General features: G+C 70.6%; 20 protein-coding genes. 7 read left to right on the top strand and 13 right to left on the bottom strand.

Annotated elements, in window-relative coordinates; genetic code table 11:
- Nucleotides 1–48 precede the first annotated feature (48 nt).
- The gene (locus AB0H43_RS08390) at nt 49–264 is read left to right on the top strand and encodes a hypothetical protein (protein ID WP_359998317.1); all 216 of its coding nucleotides are present in this window, start codon (nt 49–51) and stop codon (nt 262–264) included.
- Nucleotides 265–424: 160 nt separating this feature from the next.
- On the opposite strand, the gene AB0H43_RS08385 is transcribed toward AB0H43_RS08390, so the two are convergent.
- From AB0H43_RS08385 to sodN, 6 genes are all read right to left on the bottom strand, one after another.
- A complete protein-coding gene (locus tag AB0H43_RS08385) occupies nt 425–2020 on the bottom strand; it encodes a CocE/NonD family hydrolase (RefSeq protein WP_359998315.1) in 1596 nt (531 codons plus the stop codon).
- 164 nt (nt 2021–2184) lie between these two features.
- The gene (locus AB0H43_RS08380; protein WP_359998313.1) at nt 2185–3069 is read right to left on the bottom strand and encodes a dienelactone hydrolase family protein; all 885 of its coding nucleotides are present in this window, start codon (nt 3067–3069) and stop codon (nt 2185–2187) included.
- 1 nt (nt 3070) lies between these two features.
- Nucleotides 3071–3913 carry a formate dehydrogenase accessory sulfurtransferase FdhD gene (gene fdhD, locus AB0H43_RS08375; RefSeq protein WP_359998311.1) on the bottom strand — a complete coding sequence of 281 codons (843 nt, stop codon included), beginning with the start codon at nt 3911–3913 and terminating at the stop codon, nt 3071–3073.
- Entirely contained in the window at nt 3910–6174 is a 2265-nt protein-coding gene (locus AB0H43_RS08370) for an FdhF/YdeP family oxidoreductase (protein WP_359998309.1), read from the bottom strand. Before AB0H43_RS08370 ends, fdhD begins: the two co-directional genes overlap by 4 nt.
- 448 nt (nt 6175–6622) lie before the next feature.
- Complete coding sequence (locus AB0H43_RS08365) at nt 6623–7045, bottom strand: anti-sigma regulatory factor (protein ID WP_359998307.1); 423 nt, start codon at nt 7043–7045, stop codon at nt 6623–6625.
- 77 nt (nt 7046–7122) lie between these two features.
- Nucleotides 7123–7533 carry a superoxide dismutase, Ni gene (sodN, locus tag AB0H43_RS08360; RefSeq protein ID WP_253760438.1) on the bottom strand — a complete coding sequence of 137 codons (411 nt, stop codon included), beginning with the start codon at nt 7531–7533 and terminating at the stop codon, nt 7123–7125.
- Between the two features lie 87 nt (nt 7534–7620).
- Here sodN and AB0H43_RS08355 point away from each other — a divergent pair, with 87 nt between their 5' ends.
- A complete protein-coding gene (locus AB0H43_RS08355; protein WP_359998305.1) occupies nt 7621–7950 on the top strand; it encodes a S26 family signal peptidase in 330 nt (109 codons plus the stop codon).
- 88 nt (nt 7951–8038) lie between these two features.
- A complete protein-coding gene (locus AB0H43_RS08350) occupies nt 8039–9529 on the top strand; it encodes an NAD(P)/FAD-dependent oxidoreductase (RefSeq protein WP_359998303.1) in 1491 nt (496 codons plus the stop codon).
- On the opposite strand, the gene AB0H43_RS08345 is transcribed toward AB0H43_RS08350, so the two are convergent.
- Nucleotides 9508–11766, bottom strand: coding sequence for a hypothetical protein (locus tag AB0H43_RS08345; RefSeq protein WP_359998301.1), 2259 nt, complete (start codon nt 11764–11766; stop codon nt 9508–9510). The genes AB0H43_RS08350 and AB0H43_RS08345 overlap by 22 nt on opposite strands.
- Before the next feature lie 277 nt (nt 11767–12043).
- Between AB0H43_RS08345 and AB0H43_RS08340 the strand changes: the two genes are divergently transcribed.
- The gene (locus AB0H43_RS08340; protein ID WP_359998632.1) at nt 12044–13144 is read left to right on the top strand and encodes an NADP-dependent malic enzyme; all 1101 of its coding nucleotides are present in this window, start codon (nt 12044–12046) and stop codon (nt 13142–13144) included.
- A gap of 122 nt (nt 13145–13266) precedes the next feature.
- Nucleotides 13267–14223, top strand: a complete 957-nt coding sequence (locus AB0H43_RS08335; RefSeq protein WP_359998299.1) for a zinc-binding dehydrogenase — start codon at nt 13267–13269, stop codon at nt 14221–14223.
- On the opposite strand, the gene AB0H43_RS08330 is transcribed toward AB0H43_RS08335, so the two are convergent.
- From AB0H43_RS08330 to AB0H43_RS08320, 3 genes are all read right to left on the bottom strand, one after another.
- On the bottom strand, nt 14160–14885 hold the full coding sequence (locus AB0H43_RS08330; RefSeq protein ID WP_359998297.1) for a CbiX/SirB N-terminal domain-containing protein: 726 nt from the start codon (nt 14883–14885) through the stop codon (nt 14160–14162). The genes AB0H43_RS08335 and AB0H43_RS08330 overlap by 64 nt on opposite strands.
- A gap of 2 nt (nt 14886–14887) precedes the next feature.
- Nucleotides 14888–15592 carry a phosphoadenylyl-sulfate reductase gene (locus tag AB0H43_RS08325; protein ID WP_359998295.1) on the bottom strand — a complete coding sequence of 235 codons (705 nt, stop codon included), beginning with the start codon at nt 15590–15592 and terminating at the stop codon, nt 14888–14890.
- Between the two features lie 161 nt (nt 15593–15753).
- Nucleotides 15754–17439, bottom strand: coding sequence for a nitrite/sulfite reductase (locus AB0H43_RS08320; protein WP_359998293.1), 1686 nt, complete (start codon nt 17437–17439; stop codon nt 15754–15756).
- Nucleotides 17440–17767: 328 nt separating this feature from the next.
- Between AB0H43_RS08320 and AB0H43_RS08315 the strand changes: the two genes are divergently transcribed.
- Nucleotides 17768–19486: a hypothetical protein gene (locus tag AB0H43_RS08315; protein ID WP_359998291.1), complete on the top strand. Its 1719-nt coding sequence runs from the start codon at nt 17768–17770 to the stop codon at nt 19484–19486.
- Here the strand turns inward: AB0H43_RS08315 and AB0H43_RS08310 are convergent.
- The 3 genes from AB0H43_RS08310 to AB0H43_RS08300 all read right to left on the bottom strand — a co-directional run bounded on the left by AB0H43_RS08310 (nt 19471) and on the right by AB0H43_RS08300 (nt 24461).
- On the bottom strand, nt 19471–21681 hold the full coding sequence (locus AB0H43_RS08310) for a hypothetical protein (protein ID WP_359998289.1): 2211 nt from the start codon (nt 21679–21681) through the stop codon (nt 19471–19473). The genes AB0H43_RS08315 and AB0H43_RS08310 overlap by 16 nt on opposite strands.
- Nucleotides 21682–21877: 196 nt before the next feature.
- The gene (locus AB0H43_RS08305; RefSeq protein WP_359998287.1) at nt 21878–23404 is read right to left on the bottom strand and encodes a histidine kinase N-terminal domain-containing protein; all 1527 of its coding nucleotides are present in this window, start codon (nt 23402–23404) and stop codon (nt 21878–21880) included.
- 25 nt (nt 23405–23429) lie between these two features.
- Entirely contained in the window at nt 23430–24461 is a 1032-nt protein-coding gene (locus tag AB0H43_RS08300; RefSeq protein ID WP_359998630.1) for an SIS domain-containing protein, read from the bottom strand.
- 168 nt (nt 24462–24629) lie between these two features.
- On the opposite strand from AB0H43_RS08300, the gene AB0H43_RS08295 reads away from it, so the two are divergent.
- Nucleotides 24630–26408, top strand: a complete 1779-nt coding sequence (locus AB0H43_RS08295) for a tetratricopeptide repeat protein (RefSeq protein WP_359998285.1) — start codon at nt 24630–24632, stop codon at nt 26406–26408.
- Nucleotides 26409–26455 lie beyond the last annotated feature (47 nt).

Raw genomic sequence — 26455 nt, 5'->3', positions numbered from 1 at the left:
GACTTCTTGCGGGTATTCACCTGGACAACCGACGCCCGGGAGTACGCGATGGCCAGGACCGAAGCGACTCGAGCAGCGATTGAGACCGAAAGCGACCTGTGGGAGTTCGCCGCAGGACAGGTGGAACTGGGCCGCGACCTGTGGCTGACCCACCAGATGCAGATCGGTGGGGGCATCTGCGCCGCGTGCGGTCACGTCTACCCCTGCGACGACGCCGAGCACGCCGCGTGGCTGGTCCTCTACTGGAGCCGCCACCTCCCCTAACCCTGCCCGCCCCCCGTTTTTCCGCGCGATCATGAACTAACGGTCGTGATCGACCGGTGTGTCGTGTCCCCGGCATCCTGATCGATTCCCCGGCGGCCTGATCGACAGGCCCGCCCCGCCCGGCGAGCGGGGCGGGGCAGGGCGAGGCGGGAAGGTCGGCTCAGCGGCGCGGCAGGTCGAGCCAGGCCGAACCGCTGAAGCTGACGTTGGCGAGCGCGCCGTTGTCGTCCAGGTAGAGCGGGTCGTGCCCGTCGACGACCAGGGCGAGCTTGTGCCCCGCCGGAACGTTCCAGGCGGTGGCCGGCAGCCGGAGGTCCAGCGTCAGCGGCGAGCCGGCACTGGCGCCATGCCAACTGATGGGGGCATGCGTGAGGAGTGATCCGGTGCCCAAGCCGTCGACGTCATATACGTAGGCGATGAGTGTCCCGTTGCTCGCCGACGGAGTGATCCGCAGGTGAACCGTCGGAATGCCGCGGATCTTCAGCGTGGACCCGAGGCTGGACGAGATCCAGACTCCGGCATGTCCACGGTCGACCCCGGGGAGCCAAGCGGTCGGCGGCTGCCCGGTCAGGGCGGTGAGACCGTTGCTGATCAGAACCACGCCGCCGTCGGCGCTGGTGCCGAGATCGGTCCAGGTGAACCGCGACCAGCCGGTGGACGGCGTACCGCCGAGGTCGCCGGTGCCGTCCCACCAGTGCACCTCACCGAGTCCGTAGCGGGTGGTGCTCGTCGAGACCGCGGCCCAGCTCGCGTACGCCTCGGCCGCGCCGCCGCCGTTGGGCCGCAGGACGATCGGCGCCTCGGTGTCGATTCCGTTCGCCGCGCCCGCGAGGTAATGGTCGAACCATCGCCGGGCCGAGGTCCAGACCGCGTTGTCGAGCCCGGCGATCCCGGTCAGCTCGGGGATGGCGTGGTCGCCGGGGGAGAACTCCAGGCGCTTCGGCGTACTGAGCGAGCCGTAGAAGTCGACGAGCTGGTTCGGCGGGAAGACGCTGTCGCCGAAGGCGTTCGCCATGAGGATCGCGGGCTGGTTCGCGTTGATCCCGGCGAGGTAGGTCTTCGCTGACCGCACTCCCGCGAACGCCAGGACGCCGGGCACGTTCCGGTAGTTCCAGAAGTCGCTGATCACGGTGTCGAACTCGGGGCTGGTCCGGCCGAGCAGCATGGCCGTGCCCTGCAGCAGCGCCGGGGCCTGCTGCCGCCGGGTCTGATCGCCATACAGGCTGGCAGCCAGGTCCGACCAGCCGGACAGGGCGGCCACCGCGCGGATTCGGGCGTCGTTGCCCGACGCGATCAGGCTGATGCCCGCGCCGTAGGAGACCCCGCCCATGCCGATATGGGCCGGGTCGGCGCTGGTGTGCGCGAGCAGCCAGTCGATGACCGTGGAGACGTCCCGGATGTCCTTCGGGCCGGCCGTGTCGATCTGACCGCCCGAACTCCACCAGCCGCGGGGCGTGTAGGACAGCACGGTGTACCCGGCCGACGCCATGGCCTGCGCCTGGGCGAGGTACTCCAGGTCGTTCAGGCCCCAGCTGGACGGGAAGACGACCGCCGGATGCCGGCCCGGACTCGTGGACTCGATCACGTTCGCCTTCAGGACGACGCCGTCCGAGGCCGTGATGTCCACAAAGGTCATCGAGGTAGTTCCGGCGTACGCGGGGGCGGCGACGCCGGTGGTGATTGCGGTGGTGATTCCGGTGGTGACGAGGAGGGTGAGGGCTACAACGGCTGCGCGAAGGGGGGATTGCGTCCGCATTACCGGACGGTAACTTAGGAGTGGGCTGGATCACAATACCGACGAGTAACAATCTCTGCTCATAGGCGCTGGATCAGGGTTGCGGGTCGAATCATGGGTCATGATTCGACCGAGAACCCTGATCCAGCGCTCAAAACGGCAGTCCAAAGGCCGGAAGCAAACGATCAGAGGTGAGAATCGAGCCCGCGTACGCGGAGAAGCCGAGCCCGGGCGGAGGCATCCCGGTAGAGGGCCCACCGCAGGAAGTCCACAGTGGCGGAGACGACCAGCGTGAACTGCGGATCCCGTCGCGACGCGTAGGGGGCGCTGTGCCCGTCCCCGGTCAGCGGCAGGTACGCCCGGGGCCAGGAAAGCGCGTCGAACACCGCCCGATCCGTGTACGCCGGAACGACCGGGTCCTGCTCGGCGTGCACGAACAGCATCGGGGCGGGCGTACCGGTGAAGGCCTGGCCGACGCCGAGCGAGTTCCCCGCGAGCACCACTCCGGCGGTGAAGCGAGCGTCACGGGGTTGACTGCTGAACACGCCGACTGTCGTGATCCCGCCCGCCGAGTGCCCCGCGGCCGCCACCGCCTTCAGATCCAGGATCTTCCGGACGCCGTCTGATGCGGGCAGCGCGGTCAGCCCGTCCAGAACGGCCGAGACGTCGGCGGGCTGGTTCAGGACGTCCATGACGTCGAACTTCGCTACGCCGGCCGAGGTATGCGGGAAGGCCGGGGCGGCGATCACAAATCCGGCGGCCGCCCAGCGTCGGAGCAGTTCGGCGTACCCGGTGGGGTTTCCGTTCAGGCCGTGCCCGAAGATCACCACGGGAAAGTGCCCGGACGCCTTGGGGTAGTACACCGTCGTCGGCAGTTTCCGGTCGCCGCGCTTGAACCGGAGAGTGCGGGTCGCGACGGCGAACGTCCTCGTGGGTGCGTGCCCGGCGGCAGCGGGCGAGGGCGCGATCGACGCCACGACCGGTGACGGCGTGGCCGGAAGCTCTACCGGTGTCGCCGCCGAGCATGCGCCCAGCAGCAGAACACAAGCGGCACCCGACAACAAACGCACGTCAGCCCGCCGAGATCCGATGGCCACCGGTGTACACGTTCATCGAGGGCGGCCGGAGGAAACCGACCAGCGTCATCCCGGCCTCCGCCGCCAGGTCCGCGGCGAGCGTACTCGGGGCGCCCACCGCCGCCACCACGCTCACCCCCGCCATCCAGGCCTTCTGCACGAGCTCGAACCCGGCCCGCCCGGACAGCAGCAGCACCCGCCCGGCCAGCGGCACCCGGCCCTCGCGCAGCTCGCGCCCGACCAGCTTGTCGACCGCGTTGTGCCGGCCCACGTCCTCGCGCGCCGCGATCAACTCGCCGTCCGCGGAGAACAAGGCTGCCGCATGAGATCCGCCGGTACGCGTAAAGCCGCGTTGAGCCAGCGCGAGCCGTTCCGGCAAAGCGGCCAGCGTGGCGGGACTGACCGTGACGGGATCCCCGGTCAGGTCGTACGCCGACCGGGTGCGGATGGCGTCGATGCTCGCCTTGCCGCAGACGCCGCAGGCGGATGTGACGGTTCTCGGTGATGCGGCGACCTTTCCTTCCGCGATCACGTCCGGCAGCGACACGTTCGGCGCGAGGACGACGTCCACGACGTTGAACGTGTTCTCACCGGGCTCCCCACTGCACAGCATCGCCGACTGGACGTCCTGCGGCTGCCGGATGATCCCCTCGGTAAAGAGATACCCCAGCGCCAGATCCAGCTCGTCGCCCGGCGTACGCATCGTCACCGCGAGAGGCTTGCGGACCTGCCCGGCGTGGCCGACCCGGATCTCCAGCGGCTCCTCCCCGGCCAAGGTGTCGAGGCGCGTGAGGGGTGTTCCGCCGACGGTGATGTGGGTGATCGGGCGGCGTCTCATGGCGCCGCACAGGGTTGGAGGCGTACCACGATCTGCTTGGAGGTCGGGGTGTTGGACTCCTTCGCCGTTGCGTCCAGCGGAACGAGGACGTTCGCCTCGGGGAAGTAGGTCGCGGCACACCCCCGCGCCGTCGGGTACGCCACCACCCGGAACTGCGGAGCCAGCCGTTCGCCGTCCGGCCACTCGGAGACTATGTCCACATAGGAGGCGTCGGCGATCCCGAGCGCGGCGAGGTCCTCGGGGTGCACGAAGACGACCCGGCGACCCTGCTTGATCCCGCGATAACGATCGTCCAGCCCGTAGATCGTGGTGTTGTACTGGTCGTGGCTGCGCAGGCTCTGCAGCAGCAGCCGCCCTTCGGGAATGTCGATGGAGGCCGGCTCGGAGACGGTGAACTGGGCCTTGCCGGAGGGCGTGGCGAACCGGCGCTCGTCGCGGGGCGGGTGCGGCAGGGTGAAGCCGCCGGGCTCGGCGACCCGGGCCTCGAAGTCGCCGAAGCCGGGGACGTGCCGTTCGATCAGCGCCCGGATCAGCCGGTAGTCGGTCTGCCACTCCCGCCACGGCAGGGCATCCCCCAAGACCTCTGCCGCCAGCTCGCAGATGATCGCGACCTCCGACCGCAGTTCCGGGGAGGCCGGGTCGAGCCGGCCGCGCGACGAGTGCACGCAGGACATGGAGTCCTCGACCGTGACGAACTGCTCGCCGGTCGGCTGCTCGTCCCGCTCGGTACGCCCGAGGCACGGCAGGATCAGTGACGTCATCCCCGGGACGGTGTGCGACCGGTTGAGCTTGGTCGACACGTGCACGGTCAGCTCACAGGCGGCGAGGGCGGCCTCGGTGACGGCGGTGTCCGGGCTGGCGGCGGCGAAGTTGCCGCCGAGGGCGAAGAAGACCTTGGCCGCGCCGTCGCGCATCGCCCGGATCGCCTCGACCGTGTCGAACCCGCGCTCGACCGGCATGGCCAGCCCCAACGCGTCCCCCAGCGCGGGCACCCAGGCGGGCGGCTCGTGCCAGATCCCCATCGTGCGGTCGCCCTGCACGTTCGAGTGGCCGCGGACCGGGCAGAGACCGGCGCCGGGCCGGCCGATCATGCCGCGCAGCAGCTGGACGTTGACGATCTCGCGAATCGTGGCGACCGCGTCCCGCCCTTGTGTCAGCCCCATCGCCCAGCAGACGACCGTCGCGTCGGACTCGGCGAAATCCCGGGCCGCCGCCTCGATCTCGGCCCGGGTCAGCCCGGTGGCCTGCTCGGTCGCCCGCCAGTCGATGTGCCGCCGAGCCTGCTCGTACGCCTCGAAGCCCGCCGTGTACGCGTCGACGAAGGGCTGGTCGATCGCCGCCTCCTTCAGCAGGAGCGAGCCGATCGCCTGGAAGAGCGCCAGGTCGCCGCCGACCCGGATCTGCAGGAAACGGTCCGCGAGCGGCGTACCAGAACCGAGCAGTCCGCGTACCCTCTGGGGATTCTTGAAGCGGAGCAGGCCCGCCTCGGGCAGCGGGTTGACCGCGATGATCTTGGCCCCCGCGCGCTTGGCCCGCTCCAGGGCCGTGAGCATGCGCGGATGGTTGGTGCCGGGATTCTGGCCCACGATGACCAGGAGCTTGGCCGCGTGGATGTCGTCGAGGGTGACCGAGCCCTTGCCGATCCCGATCGTGCTGATCAGCGCGGTGCCCGAGGACTCGTGGCACATGTTCGAGCAGTCGGGCAGATTGTTCGTCCCGTACGCCCGCGCGAACAACTGGTAGAGGAAAGCCGCCTCGTTCGACGTCCGGCCCGACGTGTAGAACAGCGCCTCGTTCGGCTGGATCCCGCGCAGCGTCCCCGCGGCGAGCGAGTACGCGTCCGCCCACGAGATCGGTTCGTAGTGCGTGCCGCCCGGGCGGCGAACCATGGGAGACGTGAGGCGACCCTGTTGGCCGAGCCAATAGTCGGACTTGCCGGCCAGGTCGGCGATCGAATGCTCGGCGAAGAACTCGGGAGTGATTCGGCGAAGCGTGGCTTCCTCGGCGACCGCCTTCGCACCGTTCTCGCAGAACTCCGTGTGCGCCCGCTTCCTCGGCTCGGGCCAGGCACAGCCGGGGCAGTCGAACCCGTCGGTCTGATTCACCTTGAGCAGCGCGAGCGTCGTCCGGCGTACGCCCATCTCCGCCAGCCCGGCCGCCAGTCCGTGCGTGACACCGCCGACCCCGGCCGCCGCCGTCATCGGTTCGGTGACCCGGGGATGCCGCTCGTCGGGGTCGGAGACCGGAGGCTTCTTCGCCATGCAGGCAGCCTAACTCGCGGCCCCGCCTGACCCGCCCTGCCGCTCGCCCCCGCCCGGCGCTCGCCCCCGGTCGCCCCCGCCCGGCGCTCGCTCGCGCTCTTAACGCGCTGGCGCTCTTAACGCGCTGGATCAGGGTTCTCGGTCGAATCGTGTCGCACGAGACGGGCGAGAGCCCGCCGCCCGCCCCCCCCACCGCCCCACCCCCACGCCCCACCCCCCCGGCGCACCCCCGGGGCGGTGCATCAGGGTTCTGGGTCGAATCTTGGGCCAAGATTCGACCGAGATCCCTGATCCAGCGGGGATCTTGGCAAACCGAGGACGCGAATCTTGGCGAACCGAGGACGGCGGATCTTGGCGAACCGAGGACGGCGGATCTTGGCGAACCGAGGGCGGCGGATCTTGGCCGACAGGCGGCCGGGGTCCCCGGGTCGCGACGGGAGGACGGCGGCTAGCGCTGGGAGCTGGACGACCGCTGGCTGACCATCCGGATGGTCGCCTCGTTCGCCGTCAGCTCGGCGGAGGCTTGCGCGGTCAACGAGGTCAGCACGTGCCACGGCCAGCTCGTCGGGCTGGGCAGGCGAGCGCCGTCCTTGACGGGCGCGGCGATCGAGATGGTCAACTGCTCCGGGCCGATCTCGAAGCGGCAGCGCAGCTCGGCGTCGGGCGGGGTGATGACCAGCAGCATCGCGCATGCTTCGTCGACCGCGATCCGCAGGTCTTCGATGCGTTCCAGGGTGTAGTGGAGGCGCGCGGCGAGCCCGGCCGTGGCGGTCCGCAGAACGCTCAGGTACCCCCCGTCGGCGGGCACCACAAGGGTGACGATGTCGTCGTCGCCGACGTTCGTCTGGTCATATGCGTCGCTCTGCGCCAAGGAGCCTCCCCCCGGGGAGGGACTTTAGCCGAAAGCGGGTGGCCGTGTATCCCACGGCCACCCGCTCCCGCTGTGGATCAGGCCTGCTTGGTCTCCCAGAAGATCTTCGAGATCTCCTCGATCTTCGCCAGGAGCTGCTCGGCCGTGGCCGGGTCGGCCGAGCCCTTCGCGCCGCTCGCCCCGGCCAGCTTGGTGGCCTCGTTGAACAGCTGGTGCAGCTGCGGGTACTTCTCGAAGTGCGGAGCCTTGAAGTAATCGGTCCACAGCACCCACAGGTGGTGCTTCACCAGTTCGGCGCGCTGCTCCTTGATGATCAGCGCCCGGGTCCGGAACTCCGGATCGGTGTTGGCCTGGTACTTCTCGCAGATCGCCTTGACGGACTCCGCCTCGATGCGGGCCTGAGCCGGGTCGTACACGCCGCACGGCAGGTCGCAGTGCGCGCTGGCGACGGTGGCCGGCGTGAGGAAACGCGGCATGCGGAAACGCATGAGATCCTCCAGATAGGTCTGTGCAGCTTGCGTTGCAATCTTGACCCTACTCTCGGATTCAAACACGGCGGAAGGCGGTGGCGTGGCGTGTTCGGGTGGTGGCCGATCCAGGTTTTCGGCCCTTCGATGGCCCCGACTTTGCGTTCCGGCGACGCCGTTCTGGCCCGGCGGCGGGGGCGCGGCGTACGCCCCGGTGACGTGGTCGTCGCCCGCTTCCCGGCGCGTCCCGACATCGGCCTGGTGATCAAACGGGCCGTACGCCGTCAGGGCGACGGTTGGTGGGTCGAGGGTGACAACGTCTTCGTGGCCGACGACTCGCGGGCGTACGGGGTCGCCCTGGTCGAGGCACGGGTCGTCGCTCGCTATTGGCCTCGTCCGGCGGTGTTCCGGGGGCGGGGCGAACACCGCCCAGCTTAGTCCGATATGCCCGAATGATTTAGCATGGCCATGTTTTAGGCAGAATGTCGGTCTGTCCCCTCCGGATCGCCCGACCCGAATGCAGGCCATGGACGATTCCTCCATCGTGGTGATCGGCGGCGGCCCCGCCGGCCTCACTGCGGCATACCAATTGACCAAGTCCGCTCGCGCGGTCACCGTCTTCGAGGCGGACGACGTGGTCGGCGGCATCAGCCGCACCGCCGAACGCGAGGGCTGGCGGTTCGACATCGGCGGGCACCGGTTCTTCACCAAGGTCGCGGCGGTCGAGGAGCTGTGGCACGAGATCCTGCCGGACGGGGACTTTCTGCTCCGCCCGCGAATGAGCCGGATCTACTACAACGGCGTCCTGTTCGACTACCCGCTCAAGGCCATGAACGCGCTGCGGGGACTGGGCGTGGTGGAAGCCGTCCGCTGCGTCGGCTCGTACGCCTGGGCGCAGGTCCGGCCGCCGAAGGATCAGTCGCATTTCGAGGGTTGGGTGTCGGCGCGGTTCGGCTGGCGGCTCTACTCCATCTTCTTCAAGACCTACACCGAGAAGGTGTGGGGCATGCCGGCCACCGAGTTGCAGGCGGACTGGGCGGCCCAGCGCATCAAGAACCTCTCGCTGGCCGGCGCGGTGCTGAACGCGTTGCTGCCCAAGCGCAACCAGAAGGACATCACCAGCCTCATCGAGGAGTTCCAGTATCCGAAGTTGGGGCCCGGGATGATGTGGGAGCGGTGTGCCGAGCTCGTGGCGAAGCAGGGCGGCACGGTCGCGCTGTCGACGGCGGTCACCGCTGTGCATCGGGACGACGCGGGCGTCACCGCGGTGTCCGTTCGCGACTGCGACGGGGAGCGACGCGTACCGGCGACGGACGTGGTCTCCTCGATGCCGTTGTCGGCCCTCGTGCGGGCCATGGAACCGGCCGCGCCCGCCGAGGTCCGGGCAGCCGCCGACGACCTGCGCTATCGGGACTTCCTGACGGTCGCCCTGGTCGTGCCGGAGGAGTTCAGCTTCCCGGACAACTGGATCTACATCCACACGCCGGGCGTCCAGGTCGGCCGCATCCAGAACTTCGGGTCCTGGTCGCCGTACCTCGTGCAGGACGGGCGCACCTGTCTCGGCCTGGAGTACTTCGTCAACGTCGGCGACGAGCTGTGGGACGCCGCCGACGCCGACCTCGTCGCCCTGGCCACGGCCGAACTGGAGAAGCTCGGTCTGGTCCGGCCCGGCGCGGTCGAGCAGGGCTACGTCGTCCGGATGCCCAAGGCGTACCCGGTCTACGACGAGCGCTACCAGCGCAACGTCGACACCGTCCGGCAGTGGCTGGCCGAGGCCGTCCCGAACGTGCACCCGGTCGGCCGCAACGGCATGCACCGCTACAACAATCAGGACCATTCGATGCTGACCGCCATGCTCAGCGCCGAGAACATCCTCACCGGCGCCGGCCACGACATCTGGGCGGTCAACGTCGAGGAGGAGTACCACGAGCACAAGGCCGGCGACCACGGCACCGGCCGCGCCGCGCCGGTGCTGCCCAGCCAACACCGCGAGGCTCAGGAGGCCGGAATCTCATAGACCCGGCACGAGCCGGCCGCGTACCGCAGGACCGCCACCCGGTCCAGGCCGTCGGCCGGCTTGTGCTGAGTGAGACCCACGAAAAGCCACTTCACCTTGTACGCGTCCCGCAGCTTGCCGACACTGGCCGCGGTGGGCTGCGCGAACGCGGTGTCGTTGTCGGCCAGCAGCGCCGGGTTGTGGAACGGCACCCGCACGGGGCGCAGCCGGAACGGGATCCACTCCGCGTGCGCCCATGCGGTGTAACCCCAGCTCTCCACCAGGACCCGGCGTTCGGCGTACGCCGAGATCCAGAAGTGGCGGCTGTCGCAGCCGGTCTTCACCGGCGGCCAGCAGTGCGCGTTGGTGGCGACGAGATCGTCCGGGCTGGAATGGTCGCGCAGCCAGCGTCCGGCCTCCAACGCCCCGGCCGGGATGAACCGGGTCGGCCGCTGGTCCGGCGGCGGACGCCAGCCGGCCACGCTGGTCTCGACGGCGAATCCGAGCAACGCCACGGCGAGCAGGCTCGTGAGGAGTCTCCGCCCACCTCCGGTACGCCAGGCCAACCCGGCGGCCACCGCGACTGCGACCACCGTCGGGACGGCGTACGCGAGCACGAGGATCAGCAGCCGATCGGCGGCCGGCCGGTGGGCCGGACCGAGTTTGACCGTCAGGTACGCCACGAGCGCTCCCCCGCCGACCGCGGCGGCGTACCGCCACGCGGCCGTCTCCCGGCTGCGCAGCAGAGCCGCCACTCCGGCGACGACGAGCAGGCAGACGTACGGCCAGGCGGAGTACACGAAGTAGTGCTCGCTGCCGGCGGGGTGTGCGAGGACCAGGACGAGCAGGAGTGCTGCCGTTCCGACGCCGAGGAGGATGCCGGGCATCGGCTCGGCCAGCCCGGCCCGGCCGAGGCGCAGGATCAGGCCGCCGAGGCACACCCAGCCGAGGAGGATGAGCACCCCGAGGACCGCGTACGCCCAGAGCGGCCGGTCGCCGGTCAGTCCGGTGGCGTTCATGCGGCTGATCAGCGACGGCGCCGGGAACATCGCCCGCAGGCCGAAGCTCTCCCCCTCGTACACCAGCTGCCGGGTGACGAGGAACAGGACGCCTGTCACGGCGCCCAGGCCGAGCAGCGTCCGGTCGATCCGCCGGGCCAGCACGAAGCCGAGGACGGTCGCGAGGCCGATCCCGGCCAGGAGCAGTGCTCCAAAGGTTCCCTTGGCCCCCATGACGACCGTGCAGAGCACGGTGAAGACCGCCCATTCGCCCCAACGGCGGTCGGGCCGGGCCGACCCACGGCTCACCAGTGAGCAGACCGTCAGCATCAGCGCCGCGAACAGCACCGCCCCGAAGGTCTGGGTCGGGCAGATCCAGAGCAGCGGCAGCCCGGAGTAGCCCGGCGAGAGGCCACCGGCCCAGCTGGTCAGCGCCGGTCCGATCAGCGTCCACGTGGCCGCCACGGTCAGCGCGCCGGCCCACCAGGCGCCGATGATCCGCCGCGCCAGCAGGGCGAGCATGACGCCGAGCGCGAGGATCATCGGCATGATCGAGAGCCGGAACAGCAGCGTCATCGGCTCGATGCCGGTGACCCAGCTGGTCGCGGCGATCTCCGGATGCAGGAACCAGTGGTGGGTCAGCGGCTGCCCGGCCTCGAACGGGAACTGCGGCGGGATGTGGTGCTTCACCTCGCCGATCAGCGACAGGTAGTAGGGCAGGTCGACGTAGGGTGAGGCCGAAGCCGGGTAGGACAGGCCGTGGCCGGCGTAGAACGGGATCGCCGACCAGATCGCCGGATAACAGGCCAGCCCGGCCAGCACCCAGGAGAACCACACCGGCAGCCGGTCGGCCGGACGCATTCGCCAGACCCGACGCAGCCCCGGCACCAGACCGAACAGCAGGTAGGTCGCGATCGGCCAGGCCAACACCGCCAGCGGTACGCCGGCCGCCCGCGCCGGCAGGTAGGTCAGCACCTCCAGGGCGTACCCGAGGGTGGTGCCCGCGGCGAGATCCTCGGCGAGGGTGCTGGAGCCCCGGCGCGCCGCCCGCCACCACAGCGCGCCCGGAAGGGTGATTCCCACCAGCAGGTACGCCAGAAACGCGAGCAGGTCGCGGACGGAGACCCCGTTGGACACGACGAACACCGACAGGCCGGCGAGCGCCAGCGGCGCCGGCGCCCAGGCGGCGAGCCAGGCGGCGGGCGTACGCCGCGTCGGCGGCTGAGTCGGGGCGGTGGTCTGCTCCAGGACGGCCGTCATGCCGCGTTAACGACAAGATCTCCACCCTGGTCGCGGCGAGCCCGACCGGCGGGGGGTACGCTGGCGGCCACCACTTGGGCCTCTCCGGCACCTCGGAAACTGCCCAGTTCGCGACGCGTGCGGGTCATCCCCGATCGCCACTTCCTCGGGTAACCTCCCGTTCGTAGCCCGCCGAGCCGGGTCAGCGCACCTGTTGACGACCGCCCGGCTTTGTGAAGTTCTCTCTGGGAGCCCAATCGTGGAAGATCCCGTCTTCGCCCGGCACCGCGGCGGAAAAATGGCCGTGGCCAGCACTGTCCCCCTGACGAGCCGGGAGGACCTCTCCTTGGCGTACACGCCGGGGGTAGCCCAGGTGTGCGAGGCGATCGCCGCCGACCCGGCCCTGACCCGGGAGCTGACCTGGGTCGGCCACACCGTCGCGGTGGTGACCGACGGGTCGGCCGTGCTCGGCCTGGGCAACATCGGCCCCCGGGCCGCGATGCCGGTCATGGAGGGCAAGGCCGTCCTGTTCAAGCAGTTCGGCGGGGTGGACGCGGTGCCGGTGTGCCTCGACACCCAGGACACCGAGGAGATCATCGCCGTCGTCAAGGCGCTCGCGCCCTCGTTCGGCGGGATCAACCTGGAGGACATCGCCGCCCCGCGGTGCTTCGAGATCGAGCGCCGGCTGGACGCCGAGCTGCCGATCCCGGTCTTCCACGACGATCAGCACGGCACCGCCATCGTCGTGCTGGCCGCCCTGCGCAACGCCGCGCGCCTCCTCGGGCGTGACCTCGGCGACCTGCGCGTGGTCGTCTCCGGCGCGGGCGCGGCCGGGATCGCCGTCACGAAGATGCTGATCGCGGGCGGTGTCGACGCCGGCCGGGTGATCGTCTGCGACTCCAAGGGCACCCTGTACGCCGGTCGCCCCGACCTCGCCGCCGGATCGGAGAAGGCGGGGCTCGCCGCGATCACCAACGCGCGCCACGTCGCCAACGGCATCGAGGCCGCCCTGGCCGGAGCGGACGTCCTGATCGGGGTGTCGGGCGGGCAGATCGCCGAGTCGGCCGTCGCCGCGATGGCCCCGAACTCGATGATCTTCGCGCTGGCCAACCCGACGCCGGAGGTGCCGCCCGCCATCGCCGGCAAGTACGCCGCCGTCGTCGCGACCGGACGCAGCGACTTCCCGAACCAGATCAACAACGTGCTGGCGTTCCCGGGGATCTTCCGGGGCGCGCTGGACGCCGGAGCGCCCCGGATCACCGAGGCCATGAAGCTGGCCGCGGCCGACGCCATCGCCGGGATCGTCGCGGACGATCTGCGGGCCGACCAGATCGTGCCGAGCGCCCTGGACCCGCGGGTCGCTCCCGCCGTCGCGGCCGCCGTCATCGCCGCCGCCTGACGCCCGTTTCGTCTCAGCTGGATCAGGGATCTCGGTCGAATCTTGGGTCAAGATTCGACCCGGATCCCTGATCCAGCGCGAAAGTAGCCCGCGTCACGCGGCCCGCGTTACCACCGGGTAGGTTGACACCCATGCGTGCGGTGTATGCAGAGGCGATCAATCCGGAAGACCCGCTGAGCGGGTTGGCCATCGGGGAGCGTCCCGAACCGCAGCCGCACCCGGGCTGGGAGGTCGTCAAGGTCGTGGCCAGCGCCCTCAATCACCACGACATCTGGTCGCTGCGCGGTGTGGGCCTGGCTGAGAACCAGCTGCCGATGATCCTCGGCTGCGACGCCGTCGCCGAACGGGCGGACGGGAGTCGCGTACTGGTGCACGCGGTCATCGCGGATGCCAAGGACCCGCGCGGATTCTCGCTTCTCAGCGAGAAGCACCAGGGCACTCTGGCCGACTACGTGACCGTCCCCGCGGAGAACCTCCTGCCGCTGCCCGACGCAGTGTCCACGCAGGACGCGGTGGCTCTGCCGACGGCGTGGCTCACGGCGTATCGGATGTTGACGACGAAGGGCCGGGTCCAGGACGCCGACGCCGTGCTCGTGCAGGGCGCGGGCGGCGGGGTCGCAACCGCTGCCGTCGTCCTCGCCCACGCGATGGGCAAGCGCGTCTACGCCACCAGCCGAGACGCCGCCAAGCGGAAGAAGATCGCCGCCCTCGGCGCGATCGCCGTCGAGCCCGGCGCGCGACTGCCCGAGCGGGTCGACGTCGTCATCGAGACGGTCGGCCCGGCCACCTTCGACCACTCGCTCAAGTGCGCCGCGCCCGGCGCCCGCGTGGTCGTCTCCGGCTCCACCTCCGGCCGCAGCGCGGAGATGCTGCTGGCCCGGGTGTTCATGATGGAACTGCAGATCCTCGGCTCCAGCATGGGCACCGCCGACGAACTGCGCGCGCTGATCGACCTGGTGGCGACCAAGGGCGTCCGGCCGGTGATCGACGAGGTCTTCACCTTCGCCGACGCGCGTCAGGCGTTCGAGAAGCTGGCCACCGGGGACGTGTTCGGCAAGCTCGTGCTCGCCCACTCGTAGCGCTCCAGGATCAGCCGCGCCAGGTCCCACGACGCGCCCAGCGGTTCGGCCACCGCCACCGCGCCCGCGCGTACCGCACTGTCCGTGACCAGGTCGAAAAGGCGTCCGCAGGCCAAGAAGTAGCTCGCCACGGCCACTCTCCGCGCGCCACGAGCACGCAAGGCCGCGACTGCCTCACCGCCCGAAGGGGTCGCGCCGGCGGCATAAGCGACTTCCACTGGTACGCCTAAAGCAGCGCTCAGGGCATCACCGGTTTGGTGGACGACCACCCGGGCCTCGGCCATGCGCGTACCGGCCGCCGCCAGGACGAGGCCGTCATACGCGTCGCGTCCGATCGCCGCGTCGAGCCGTTTGCGCAGCCCGGCGAGCAGATGGTCGGACGGCCCGCCCAACGGCGGCGCGACGGCGACATCGAACCCGGCGACCTGAGCCGGCAGGTCGATCCGCCCGTGGTACGCGTTGGTCAGCAACAACGGCACGACGACGGCGCGCTCATCCAGGGCGGTGAGCACGGTGGCCGGACTGGGCTGGGCGAGTTCCAAGAAAGAGACCCGGACGTCGAGGCCGGGCCGCGCCGCCGCCACGACCCTTGCCAAGGCTCGGGTCGTGGCGTTGGCGCGCGGATCCCGGGACCCGTGCGCGACCAGGAGCAGCGGTTTCATAATCACGCCACCGAATGAAGACCGCACTCGGTCTTGTCGAACATCGCCCAGCGCCCGGCGCGCGGGTCCTCCCCCGCCGCCGTACGCCGAGTGCACGGCCAGCAGCCGACCGAGCCGTAACCGTTGCTCAGCAACTGGTTGACCGGGATGTCATAGCGCTCGATGTACGCGTCGACCTGGTCCTGCGTCCACGCCGCGATCGGGTTCACCTTGACCTTGTTGCGGGCGTACTCGAAGTGGACGACCGGGGTCTTAGCCCGGGTCGGCGACTCGTCGCGGCGCAGCCCGGCGGCCCAGGCGTCGTACTCGGCGAGCACCTTCTCCAGCGGCTGAACCTTGCGCAGCGAGCAGCACAGGTCCGGGTCGCGGGCATACAGCCGGGGGCCGTATTCGGCGTCCTGCTCGGCCAGCGTCAGCTCCGGCCGCACCGACCGGATCGTCACCGGGATCGTGCGCGCCACAGTGTCGCGTACGCGCAGGGTCTCGGCGAAGTGCAGGCCGGTGTCGAGGAAGACGACGTCGATGCCGGGGGCGACCCGGGAGGCCAGGTGCGCCACGACGGCGTCGGCCATCGAGCTGGTCACGGCGAAGCGGTCGCCGAAGGTCTCCACCGCCCAGGCGATGATCTCTTCGGCGGGCTTGCCTTCGAGCGCCTTTCCAGCACGAATGGAAATCTCGACAAGCTCATCTACTGCTCGGGTACTCACTTCGGACCTCCGAGGGGCTGTAATTCTGAGGGACGTGTAGGCCGAGGAATTTCAGCGAGAAGACTCTGGTGCAGGACCGGCACTCCCAGGTGCCGTGGACATCGGAGTGGGGACGCAGATCCTCGTCCCCGCAGTAGGGGCAGAAGCTGGGGAACGCCCGGTCACCGGAGGACATCTTCATCCGCCCGCTGGACCCATTCGGCGAACGCCTCGTCGGCGTCCTTCCGCCCGTCCAGGTACGCCCGGCTGAGCCGCTCCACGTAGGACGGCAGCTCGGCGGTGGTGGTCTTGAGGCCCCGCAGTTTGCGGCCGAAGCCCGACTGCTGACCCTTGGCCAGGGTGAGACCGCCGCCCAGGTGCACCTGGAAGCCCTCGACCAGCTCGCCGTCCGGACCCGGGACCAGCTGGCCCTTCAAGCCGATGTCGGCGACCTGCGTACGCGCGCACGCGTTGGGGCAGCCGTTGACGTTGACGCTGATCGGCAGGTCGAGGCCGGTGGACTCGATGTGGTGGACGACCGCCGCCGCCGTCGCCTTGGTCTCGACGATGGCGAGCTTGCAGTATTCGATGCCGGTGCACGCCATCGTCGACCGCCGGATCTGCGACGGCCGCGCCTGCAGCCCGATCGCCTCCAGGGCGTCGGCGAGCGAGTCGACCTGCTCGGGCGCCACGTCGAGGACCAGCAGCTTCTGGTACGGCGTCAGGCGTACTCGCTGGGAACCGTGCGCCTCGGCCACGTCGGCGAGCGAGTGGAGCATCGGCCCGGAGACACGGCCCACGATCGGCGAGGCGCCGACGTAGAACGAGCCGTCACGCTGCGGGTGCGCGCCCATGTGGTCGATCGGCTGGGCCGGCAGCTCCGGCGCCGGACCGTCGACCAGCTTGCGGCCGAGGAACTCGTCCTCGAGCACCTGACGGAACTTGGCGACGCCCCAGTCTGCGACGAGGTACTTCAACCGCGCCCGGTTGCGCAGCCGCCGATAGCCGTAGTCGCGGAAGACCTCGACGACGCCCTTCCAGACCTCGGGGACCTCCGCGAGGGGCAGCCACACGCCGAGCCGCTGGGCGAGCATCGGGTTGGTGGACAGGCCGCCGCCGACCCAGAGGTCGAAGCCCGGCCCGTGCTCGGGGTGGACGACGCCGAGGAAGGCGACGTCGTTGGCTTCGTAAGGCACGTCGGGCAGCCAGGAGACCACCGTCTTGAACTTGCGCGGCAGGTTGGACAGGGCCGGGTCGCCGATGTACTTGCCGACGATCTCGTCGATCGCGGGCGTGGCGTCGACCAGCTCGTCGGCGCTGACCCCGGCGACCGGGCTGCCGAGCACGACCCGTGGCGTGTCGCCACAGGCCTCGGTGGTCGACAGGCCGACCGCCTCGAGCTGCTGCCAGATCGCCGGCATGTCCTCGATCCGGATCCAGTGGTACTGGATGTTCTGCCGGTCGGTGATGTCGGCGGTGTCGCGGGCGTACCGGGTGGAGATGTCGGCGAGCACGCGCAGCTGCGCCAGGCTCAGCTGACCGCCGTCGATGCGTACGCGAAGCATGAAGTACTCGTCGTCCAGCTCGTGCGGCTCCAGGATCGCCGTGCGACCGCCGTCGATGCCGGGCTTACGCTGGGTGTACAGGCCCCACCAGCGGAATCGGCCGCGCAGGTCGGCCGGGTCGATGCTGGCGAACCCGTGGTGGGCGTAGATGGACTCGATCCGGGCCCGGACGTTGAGGGGGTTGTCGTCCTTCTTGGTCCGCTCGTTCGGGTTCAGCGGTTCCCGGTGGCCGAGCGCCCACTGTCCTTCGCCGCGCTTCCGCCGGACAGCGGGTTTGGCAGTCACGGCATTATCGGTCGCCATCGCGGCGTCCTCCTGATGCTTGGATTGCGCGCTTTACGCCGACATCGCGGCACGACCGCGATCAAGCATCATTGCTCCGGCGCATGCGCGCCCGGACAAGAAGTGACTCCTCGACGGAGTCCTCGGGCGACGCTCAGCCGAGCCGACAGATCGCGCTCCGCACACGCCCGTAGTCGACGTGCCGCCGAGCGGTCAGCAGCACGGAACGGAGCGTGGCGGGACTCATGTCGTTCACAATGCCATGTCCGGACGCCGATGGCCAAGATGCCGTGGCCGCCATCTCAGCACTCGGAACCGAGGCGGCGGGGATCACAATATGCTGGCACTCGTGCGGAGGATTTGGCCGGATTTGACGGCAGCCGCGTTCTTCGTCCTAGCGGCAGTGCTGGTTCTCCGGGGTCTATGGGCCGACCCCGGCCGGCGCCTCCTGGCCACCAATCCCCAGGATCAGATCCTCTTCGAATGGATGCTCCAGCACACCGCCCAGGCCATCGCCCACGCCCGTGATCCGTTCCTCTCCCCCATCCTCGGTACGCCGACCGCGGCGAACCTGGCGGGCAACACCTCGGTGGTGCTCGTCGGCGTCCTCCTCGCCCCGGTGACCCGGCTGGTCAGCCCGGGGGCGAGCTTCACGATCTTCGCGACCGCCGCGTTGGCCGGCACCGCGATCGCCTGGTACGCCTTCCTCCGCCGCCGTCTCGGCACGTCGGTGCCGGCCGCCTTCGTCGGCGGATTGTTCTGCGGTTTCGCGCCCGGCATCGTGTCGCAGGCGAACGGGCATCCGCACATCGCCGCCCAGTTCCTCGTGCCGCTGCTCGTCGCGCTGACCCTGAATCTCGGCGTACCCGGCCGATGGTGGTCCCATCCGCTGCGCGGGGCGGGGCTCGGCCTGGTCGCCGCCGCGCAGATCCTGCTGGGCGAGGAGACGCTGTTCCTCGCCGCGCTCGGCCTCGGCGGATTCGTCGTCTTCTACGCCGTCCAGCGGCCCGCGATCGTCTTCGCCCGATGGAAGGCCGCACTCGTCAGCATGGTGCTCGCCGCCGTGGTGACCCTCTCGATCGTCGGCTACCCGTTGTGGGTGCAGTTCCTCGGGCCGGACGCGTACCACGGATTGCCGAGCGGGCGATACGTCGCCGACCTCGGCTCGTTCCCGGCGTACGCCGCCGCCTCGATCGCGGGCAGTCCGGCGGCCGCGGCCGAGGTCGCGCCGAACCCGAGCGAGCAGGCCGCGTTCTTCGGCGTACCGCTGATCGTCGTCGCGGCGGTGGCGACGGTGTGGCTCTGGCGGCTGGTCTGGGTCCGGAGTGCCGCGCTGACCGCAGTGCTCGCCTGTGTCGCCTCCCTCGGCGTCCTGCCCAAGTGGCACGGGCGGGCGATCGGCGTACCGGGGTCGTGGACTCTGGTGGCCCAGCTCCCGCTGTTCCGCGACGTCGTCGTCGTACGCCTGGCGCTCATCGCCATTCCGGTGATCGGCCTGCTCCTCGCGGTGAGCTGGGATTACGCCGCCCGGCTGAGCGTTCTGCGCTGGGCGTGGCCGGCGATGGTGCTCGTGGCGCTGATCCCGACCCTCCCGCGCGGGCTCGGTGCGGTGGTCGCCAAACCCGCCCCGGCGTTCATCAGTTCGGGCCAGTGGCGGTCCTGTGCCGAACAGCACGGCACCCTGATCGCGTACGGGGACACGACCCGGGCGGGCGTGATCCACTACCAGATGCGGCTGCAACTGGCGGCGAAGCTGGGCTACGCCTCGCCCAACGGCTACTACTTCAGCCGGGACCACGACGGCGAGGGCCGGTTGGGGCGTCCACTCCGGACGATGGACGTCGCCGTGATGACGGCCCGGGAGACCGGGCGGCCGCCGGAGCTGACCCCCCGGCAGCTCACCGTCGCCCGCGCGGATCTCGTCTACTGGCGCGCCCAGTGCGTCGTGCTCCAACAGGGCGGGCCACACGCCGACGCCATGCGCGACACGATCACGGGCATCGTCCAGCAGCCCGTCCAGACCGGCGGCGGCGTCTGGTACTGGCGAATCCCTCAGCGCACTTCGTAGACCGACACGGGTCCCTCGGTGTGCCGCAGATCGGCGTACGCCGCCAACTCCGGCGAGACCTCACCCGACCGGGCGTCGACCACGAGCCACCGCACGCCGTCCGCCTTCAACGCCGCCAGATCCTCCGGCGTCGGATCGGTGAAGACCCGGTCGTTGCGGTCCAGCAAGGCCTGATCCCAGAACGGCTTCAGCGCATCCCCGGCGATCCGGGGCGCGAACGTCCAGCCCTCGACGAGCACCCGGCGTTCGGCGTACGCCGAGAGCCAGAACGACCGCGGATCACACCGCCCCAGGTACGCGACCGGCAGGCAGTGCACGTTCGTCGCGAGCACGTCGTCGGGCCGGCTGTGCTCGCGGACCCACCGCGCGGCGAGCACCCGGGATCGGGGCATCGTCGTGTTGTAGTACGCCCCGCCGTTCGGCGACCGGGCCGACTTGACCATGTCCATGACCAGTCCGGGCGCCCCGATCACGAGGATCGCGGTCAGGACGACGAGCCCGCCCTTGCCCCGCAGACCCGGGCGGCTGCCCCGCAGGGCGTACCAGACGATCGCGCCCGCCAGCCCGCACAGCAGCAGGAAGAACGTCCAGCGGAGGATGGGCACCGCCGGGTCGAACGGGCGCTGCCCGGTCGACGGCCCGGCGAAGGCAACTTGCGCCAGGACCGTCGCCACTGCCAGGCCGCCCGCGAAGACGCCCAGGTACCACCGGGCGCGAGCCGACAGGCGAGCGCGCTCGAAGACTTCGACGTAGCCCCACGCCGAGAGGAGCACGCCGAACGCGAACCCGGCGCGAGCGAAGTACTGCTGGCCGTCGCTGAGCTGCCGCAGCAGCAGGTACGCCGCCACTCCCCCGAGCGCACCGCCGAGCAGCAGCCACTGCGCGGGCTCCAGCCGCAGCCGGCTCCGCCACAGCAGCGGGACGATCCCGGCCTGCCGGAGTTCCAGATTCAGCAGGAACGCCGCGAACACCCCGGTGGTGATCGCCGCCTGCTCCCACCAACCCCGTTCCTCCCCGGCCGGTGGGCCGTAGAAGACCGCGAGACTGCCGAAGACGTTGATGTCGGTGGCGTAGGTCTGGAACCGGTAGAGCACAGCGGTCGCGAAGAACTGTCCCGCCAAGGCCAGCACCCCGAGCAGGACGACCGGCCACGGGATCCGCTTTGTGCGTACCACTTGCACCACCGCGACCAGCAGCAGCGCGGCCAGGGCCACCGGCAGCGAGCTGGCCTTCGCTCCACTCGACGCGGCGATCAGCAGAGCCGCGAGCAGGTAGCCGCGCCAAGATCGCCACTCGCCCGTGATGATCGCGACCAGTACGCCGATCAGCGCCACGAGCAGCGCCCAGCTGTAGATCATGGACATGCCGTGCCAGATCACGAAGGTGGCCTGGGTGCCGAACGGCATCGTGACCGGGTCGGTGAAGTTGACCTCCCCCACCGTGAAGAAGAGCGCGGCGGCGACCACTCCGGCCCACGGGCGGCGGCTGATCCGCGCGCCGACGACCGCCGTGAGCACGATGGTGAGCGCGCAGAGCGCCGGAACCGCGAACCGCAACGACACCGCGGCGAGATCCGTTCCGCCGACCAGGGACGCCATCGCCATGTGCGCATAGGCGAACCAGTGGTAGTTCAGCGGCTCGCCCGCGACCTGAGGGACGTGCAGCGGCAGGTGGTTCTTGGCCTCGCCCGCCAGCGACAGCTGGTACGACAGATCGAGGTACTGCCTGGTCTCCTCGGAGGTCGGGATGACCGGGTTCCGCGCGAGGAAGACCACGTAGAGGTAGAGCGTCCAGAAGATCACGATCGCCGCGAGCGACCACGCCCAGCCCAGCGACACGGGGGTGAGGCCGACCGGACGCCAATGCCGCCGCAGCCGCTTGGTCAGGAACACCACGACGACCAGGAGGGGCCAGCCGGGGAGCAGGAAGCGCACCTCGAGGGCGGAGAAGACCGCCCAGGCGACGAGTTCCAGGGTCAGCCCGACCGCGGCGCCCATCGCGACGTCCTCGACCAGCGTTCGCGGGGTCGGTCGAAGCGCGCGGTAGACCAGCGTCCCCGGCAGGACCACCGCCCACACCGCGTACGCGCAGTACCGGGCCACCTCCGCGACCGGCGTGCCCGCCGCCAGCACCAACGCCGTCATCGCCAGGAAGGCCACGATCAGCGGCAGCCATCGGGCCGGCCTGGCCGTCATGCGCGTCCTCCGGGGGTTTTGGTCTTGGCACTCGGGGGTTTGGTCTTGGCACTCGGGGGTTTGGGGTTGGCACTGGATCAGGGTTCTCCGTCGAATCTTGCCCGATGATTCGACCGCGAACCGTGATCCAGCGCTGATCTTGAGCGGGCCGGTCAGCGATCTTGAGCGGGCCGATCAGCAATCTTGAGCGGGGCGGTCAGCGTTTGGTCAGCGGAACCTCGAGCAACGCCTCGGCGCCGCCCTCGGGCCGGTTGCGCATCTCGATGCTGCCCCGGAGTTCCCCGGTGGTGAGCGTACGGATGATCTGGAGACCGAGCCGCTTGGAGACCGCCGGATTGAAGTCCTCCGGCAGGCCGCGCCCGTTGTCGGCCACCGCCACCTGCAGCTGCTTGCGGAACCGATGCGCCGAGATCACCACCTCGGCCTCCGGGCTGTCGTCGGAGAAGGCGTGCTCGACCGCGTTGAGCAGCAGCTCGTTGAGGACCATGACCAGCGGCGTGGCGATCTCGGCCGGCAGTACCCCGAAGCTGCCCTCCCGCCGCATGCGCACCGAGATGCCGCTGCCGGAGAAGCCGCCCGCGACCTCGGCGGCGGCCGTCGCGACCCGGTCGACGATCCCGTCGAACTCGACCGCCTCGTCGGCCGACATCGCCAGCGTCTCGTGCACCAGCGCGATCGAGGCGACCCGGCGTACGGACTCCTCGAGCGCGGCACGGGCCTCCGGCGCGTCCACCCGCCTGGCCTGCAACCGGAGCAGTGCGGCGACCGTCTGCAGATTGTTCTTCACCCGGTGGTGGATCTCCCGGATCGTGGCGTCCTTCGTGATCAGCGCCCGGTCCCGGCGGCGTACCTCGGTGACGTCCCGGGCCAGGATCAGCGCGCCGATCGGCACCCCGGCCGGGATCAGCGGCAGTGCGCGGGTCAGCACGGTCGCGCCGCGTACCTCGATCTCCTTGCGGGCCGGGGAATCGCCGCGCAGCGCCGCCAGCACCCGGGCCGACGCCTCCGATCCCTCCAGCGGATCGTCGGCGAGCCGGCTGAACAGGGCGGCCAGATCCTCACCCACCAGGTGGGAAGCGTGTCCCAAGCGCCGGAAGGCCGACTGCGCGTTCGGCGAGGCATAGGTGACCTTGCCCGAGGCGTCCAGCCGGATCAGCCCGTCCCCCACGCGGGGCGCGCTGGTCGTCTCGCCCGGGTGCCGGGGCGGCGGGAACGTGCCGTCGGCGACCATCTGCGCGAGGTCGTCGGCGCTCGTGAGGTAGTTCAGCTCCAGCTGGCTCGGGGTGCGAGCGGTGGACAGGTTCGTGTCGCGGCCCACGACCGCGATGACCTCGCTCGCCTCACCGTCCGCGCGCCGCCGCCGGACCGGCACCGCCTCATGGCGCGCCGGAGTGTCGCCGTACCAGACCGGGTCGCCCTCGCGCCAGATCCGGCCCTGCTGACGGGCGATGGCCAGGTGGGCCACCTCCGGCCCGCTGACCATCCGGCCCACTTGATCATCTTGGTACGCCGTGGGAGCCGTCGTCGGGCGTACCTGGGCGACGCAGAGGAACGACGGCGTGCTCGCGACGGCCTCTCCCGCGCTGACCGGCACCCACAGCAGCAGGTCGGCGAAGGAGAGGTCGGAGATCAACTGCCAGTCCCCGGCCAGCCGGGTCAGGTGGTCGATGTCGGCCGGGCCGAGGGAGGTGTGCTCCTCGACCAGATCGCGAAGTGTGGACACGCCACCACCCTAGCCAGTCGCGCGGCTACAGGGTTTCGGTGACCTTCTTGAGTCCACGGGGTGCGTCCGGGTTCTCGCCGCGGCTGAGCGCGATGTGCAGGGCCAGCCGCTGGAGCGGCAGGATGTCGAGCAGCGCCGAGTAGCGCTCGTCGACCGCAGGCACCGCCAGCCGGGCCGAAGCGTCGGCCACCTCGCCGGAGCCGATGGTCACCACGTCGGCCCGCCGCTCGCCGAGCCGGGTGAGCACGTCCGACATGGCCACCCCGCCCGGACCCGACCCGACGACGGCGAGGACCGGCACGTCGGGATCGGCCATCGCCAGCGGACCGTGCAGCAGGTCGGCTCCGGAGAAGGCGAGCGCGGCCAGGTACGAGGTCTCCATGAGCTTCAGCGCCGCCTCCCGGGCCGTCGGGTACGCGTACCCCCGGCCGGTGGTGACGACGCGATCGGCGAACCGATAGCGCCCGGCCAGCTGAGCCGGGGTGTCGTCGCGCAGGGTCTGCTCGGCCAGCTCCGGCAGCCGGGCGAGCTGGGCAAGTTCGTCGGCCGGCACCTTGCCCTCGCCCCGGATCGCCTCCACGAGCAGCAGCAGGGCCAGCAGTTCGGCGGTGTAGGTCTTGGTGGCCGCGACCGCGCGCTCGTGCCCGGCGGCCACGTCGACGGACAGCTCGGCGGTCTCGTTCAGGATCGACTTCGGGTTGTTCGTGACGGCCAGCGTCAACGCGCCCTGCTCCCGGGCGATCTTGAGCACCTCGGTCAGGTCGGGTGAGCCGCCGGACTGGGACACCCCGACGACGAGCGCCTCGGAGAAGTCCGGGCGAGCGCCGTAGACCGTCATCGCGCTCGGCGAGGCGAGCCCGGCCGGAATGCCGAGCCGGATCTCGGTGAGGTACGCGGCGTACAGGGCGGCGTGGTCGGAGGTGCCGCGAGCGGTGAACACGACGTGCTTCGGGCGGCGCTCGGTGATGGCCCGGGCGACCCGCTCGATCTCGCCGACGCTCGCCGGGTCGAGCAGCGCGCCGTAGACGCCGGGCTGCTCCGCGATGTCCGTCGCCATGCCGGCGCCGCGCTCGCTCATGCTCACTCCTGACTATGGATGCTCAATGCGTGCGTTTTTGATGCTCGATCTGTGCGCAGTCTTGCACGAAATCGGCCTCGCCTCAACTCGGGCGAGCAGGATCACGCAAGGGACGCGCTGGATGTCACATTCCTCTACCCTGCCCGGGTGACCCAAGCCGAAGGAGTCCACGACCCGATCCAGGAGGCGCACGGCGAACTGGCCCTGGCCCGCATCGCCCTCGCCGGAGACGATCTGACCCACGCCGCCAACCACGTCGCCGGGGCCATCGCGTACGCCCCGGGCCTGCCCGAGGTGCACGAACTGCTGGCCGCGATCGCCGCCCGCCGGCCGGACGGCGGCCTGAGCCTGTTCCCCCTCGACGACCATCCCTTCCTCGGCACCGTGGTGGCCCATGCCCACCTGCGCTCGGTGTCTGATGTGGATGGAGCGTTGTCGTTGCTGGCCAAGGCGACCGCGTTCGACCCGGCCCAGCCGTGGGCCGACGTCGCCTGGGTGCGCGCGCTGCCCGGCGACCGCGTCGACCCCGACACGTTCGTCCAGGTCCTCGTCACGCTGATGCGGGAGCTCGGTGAGCCCACCAGCGACGAGGTACGCCAGGCCAACGCCGTCTACCTCGAGCTGACCGCCCGGGTGCTGGCGGCGAACCCCAAGCACGCCATGCTCCACGGCGCCGCCGCCGGAGTCGGCCGCCGACTGGGTGACCCGGCGATGGCAGCCCGTTGGGGCGAGACCGCCTACCAGCTCGAGCCGAGCAAGCTCACCGCCGTCTGGTACGCCTACGCGCTCCGCGCCGCCGGGCGACTGCCCGACGCGCTCGCCGTGATGGCCGAAGCGCGCCGCCAGAACCCGCTCGACCTCGATCTCAACGCCGACGTGGCGAGCTGGCTCAGCGACGCCGGCCGCCTCGACGAGGCGCTGGCGGTGATCGAGGACGCGATGCGGATCGACCCCACCTACGACTGCGCGGTGCACACGGCGTACCGGTTGCGGTTCCAGCGGGACGGAGACCCGCAGCACCTCGTCGCGCTGTCGGACTTCGTGCGTACCGCGCCGGCGACCAGCCACGAGCACACCGACCTGGCCGACTGCTGCCAGGGGCGTACCTGGCTGGGTTTCGTCGCCGGGCCGAGCGCGTCGTGCATCAACGTGCTCGACCAGTTCCCCGCCGACCAACGCGACAGCGAAGGCGAGATCGGCATCTCCGGGCTAGAGCCGCCGAGCGCGCTGGCGATCTTCCGGCGGGAGATGCCGAACGTCACGGTCGCCGTCGCCGGAGATCCGCCGCCGGACATGGTCCAGCCGTTGCGTCCCGGGCGGGTCCTGTGGCAGTACGCCGGATTCCGGGCCGAGCCGGCGGTGCCGCCGCCCTCCGCCCGGGCGAGCGCACTGCTCGCGGAGGTCGCCGCGCCCTCGTGGCCGGACCCCGTCTCGGCGTACGACCACGCGCTCCCGCTGGGCGAGCTGCCACTGAGCGACCTGGTGGGACTGCTCGTCTACCCGCCGCCGGCGCCGGAGCGGATGACCGGCATCCCGGACGGCTGGTGGGAGCGTTCGGCGCAGACGTTCGCCGCACTCGGCATCCTGCACTGCCGGGAACTCGCGACCACGCCCGGCGACACCACCGCTCAGCGGGCCGTGCTCGCCGAGATCGCGTACGGGATCGAGGACTGGACGACCGAGGTGGCCTTGTTCGCCCTGGTCGTGGCGGCCTGGCTCGACCCGGACTGCCGCGACGAGGTACGCGAGCTGGTCGGCCGCCGGTTCCTCGACGCCGTCGAGGCGACCCAGCACCGACCGGTCACGATCCTGGCGTCGTTGGCCGCGCTGGCGCAGCTGACGCCGGGCATGGTCGCCGAGGTGACCTCGCTCGCCCGGGAGATCCTGGCCGATCTGGAGGCCGAACAGGACGACGCCGAGGCCTGACCTCGGTCGCGCAGAACAGTGCGGCGCCCCCGGAGGAGGAAAGCTCC

The organism is Hamadaea sp. NPDC050747 (assembly GCF_040654195.1).
Classification (GTDB): domain Bacteria; phylum Actinomycetota; class Actinomycetes; order Mycobacteriales; family Micromonosporaceae; genus Hamadaea.
Note: the sequence above shows the minus strand (reverse complement) of the source record. Positions and strands in the feature narration are given on the sequence as shown.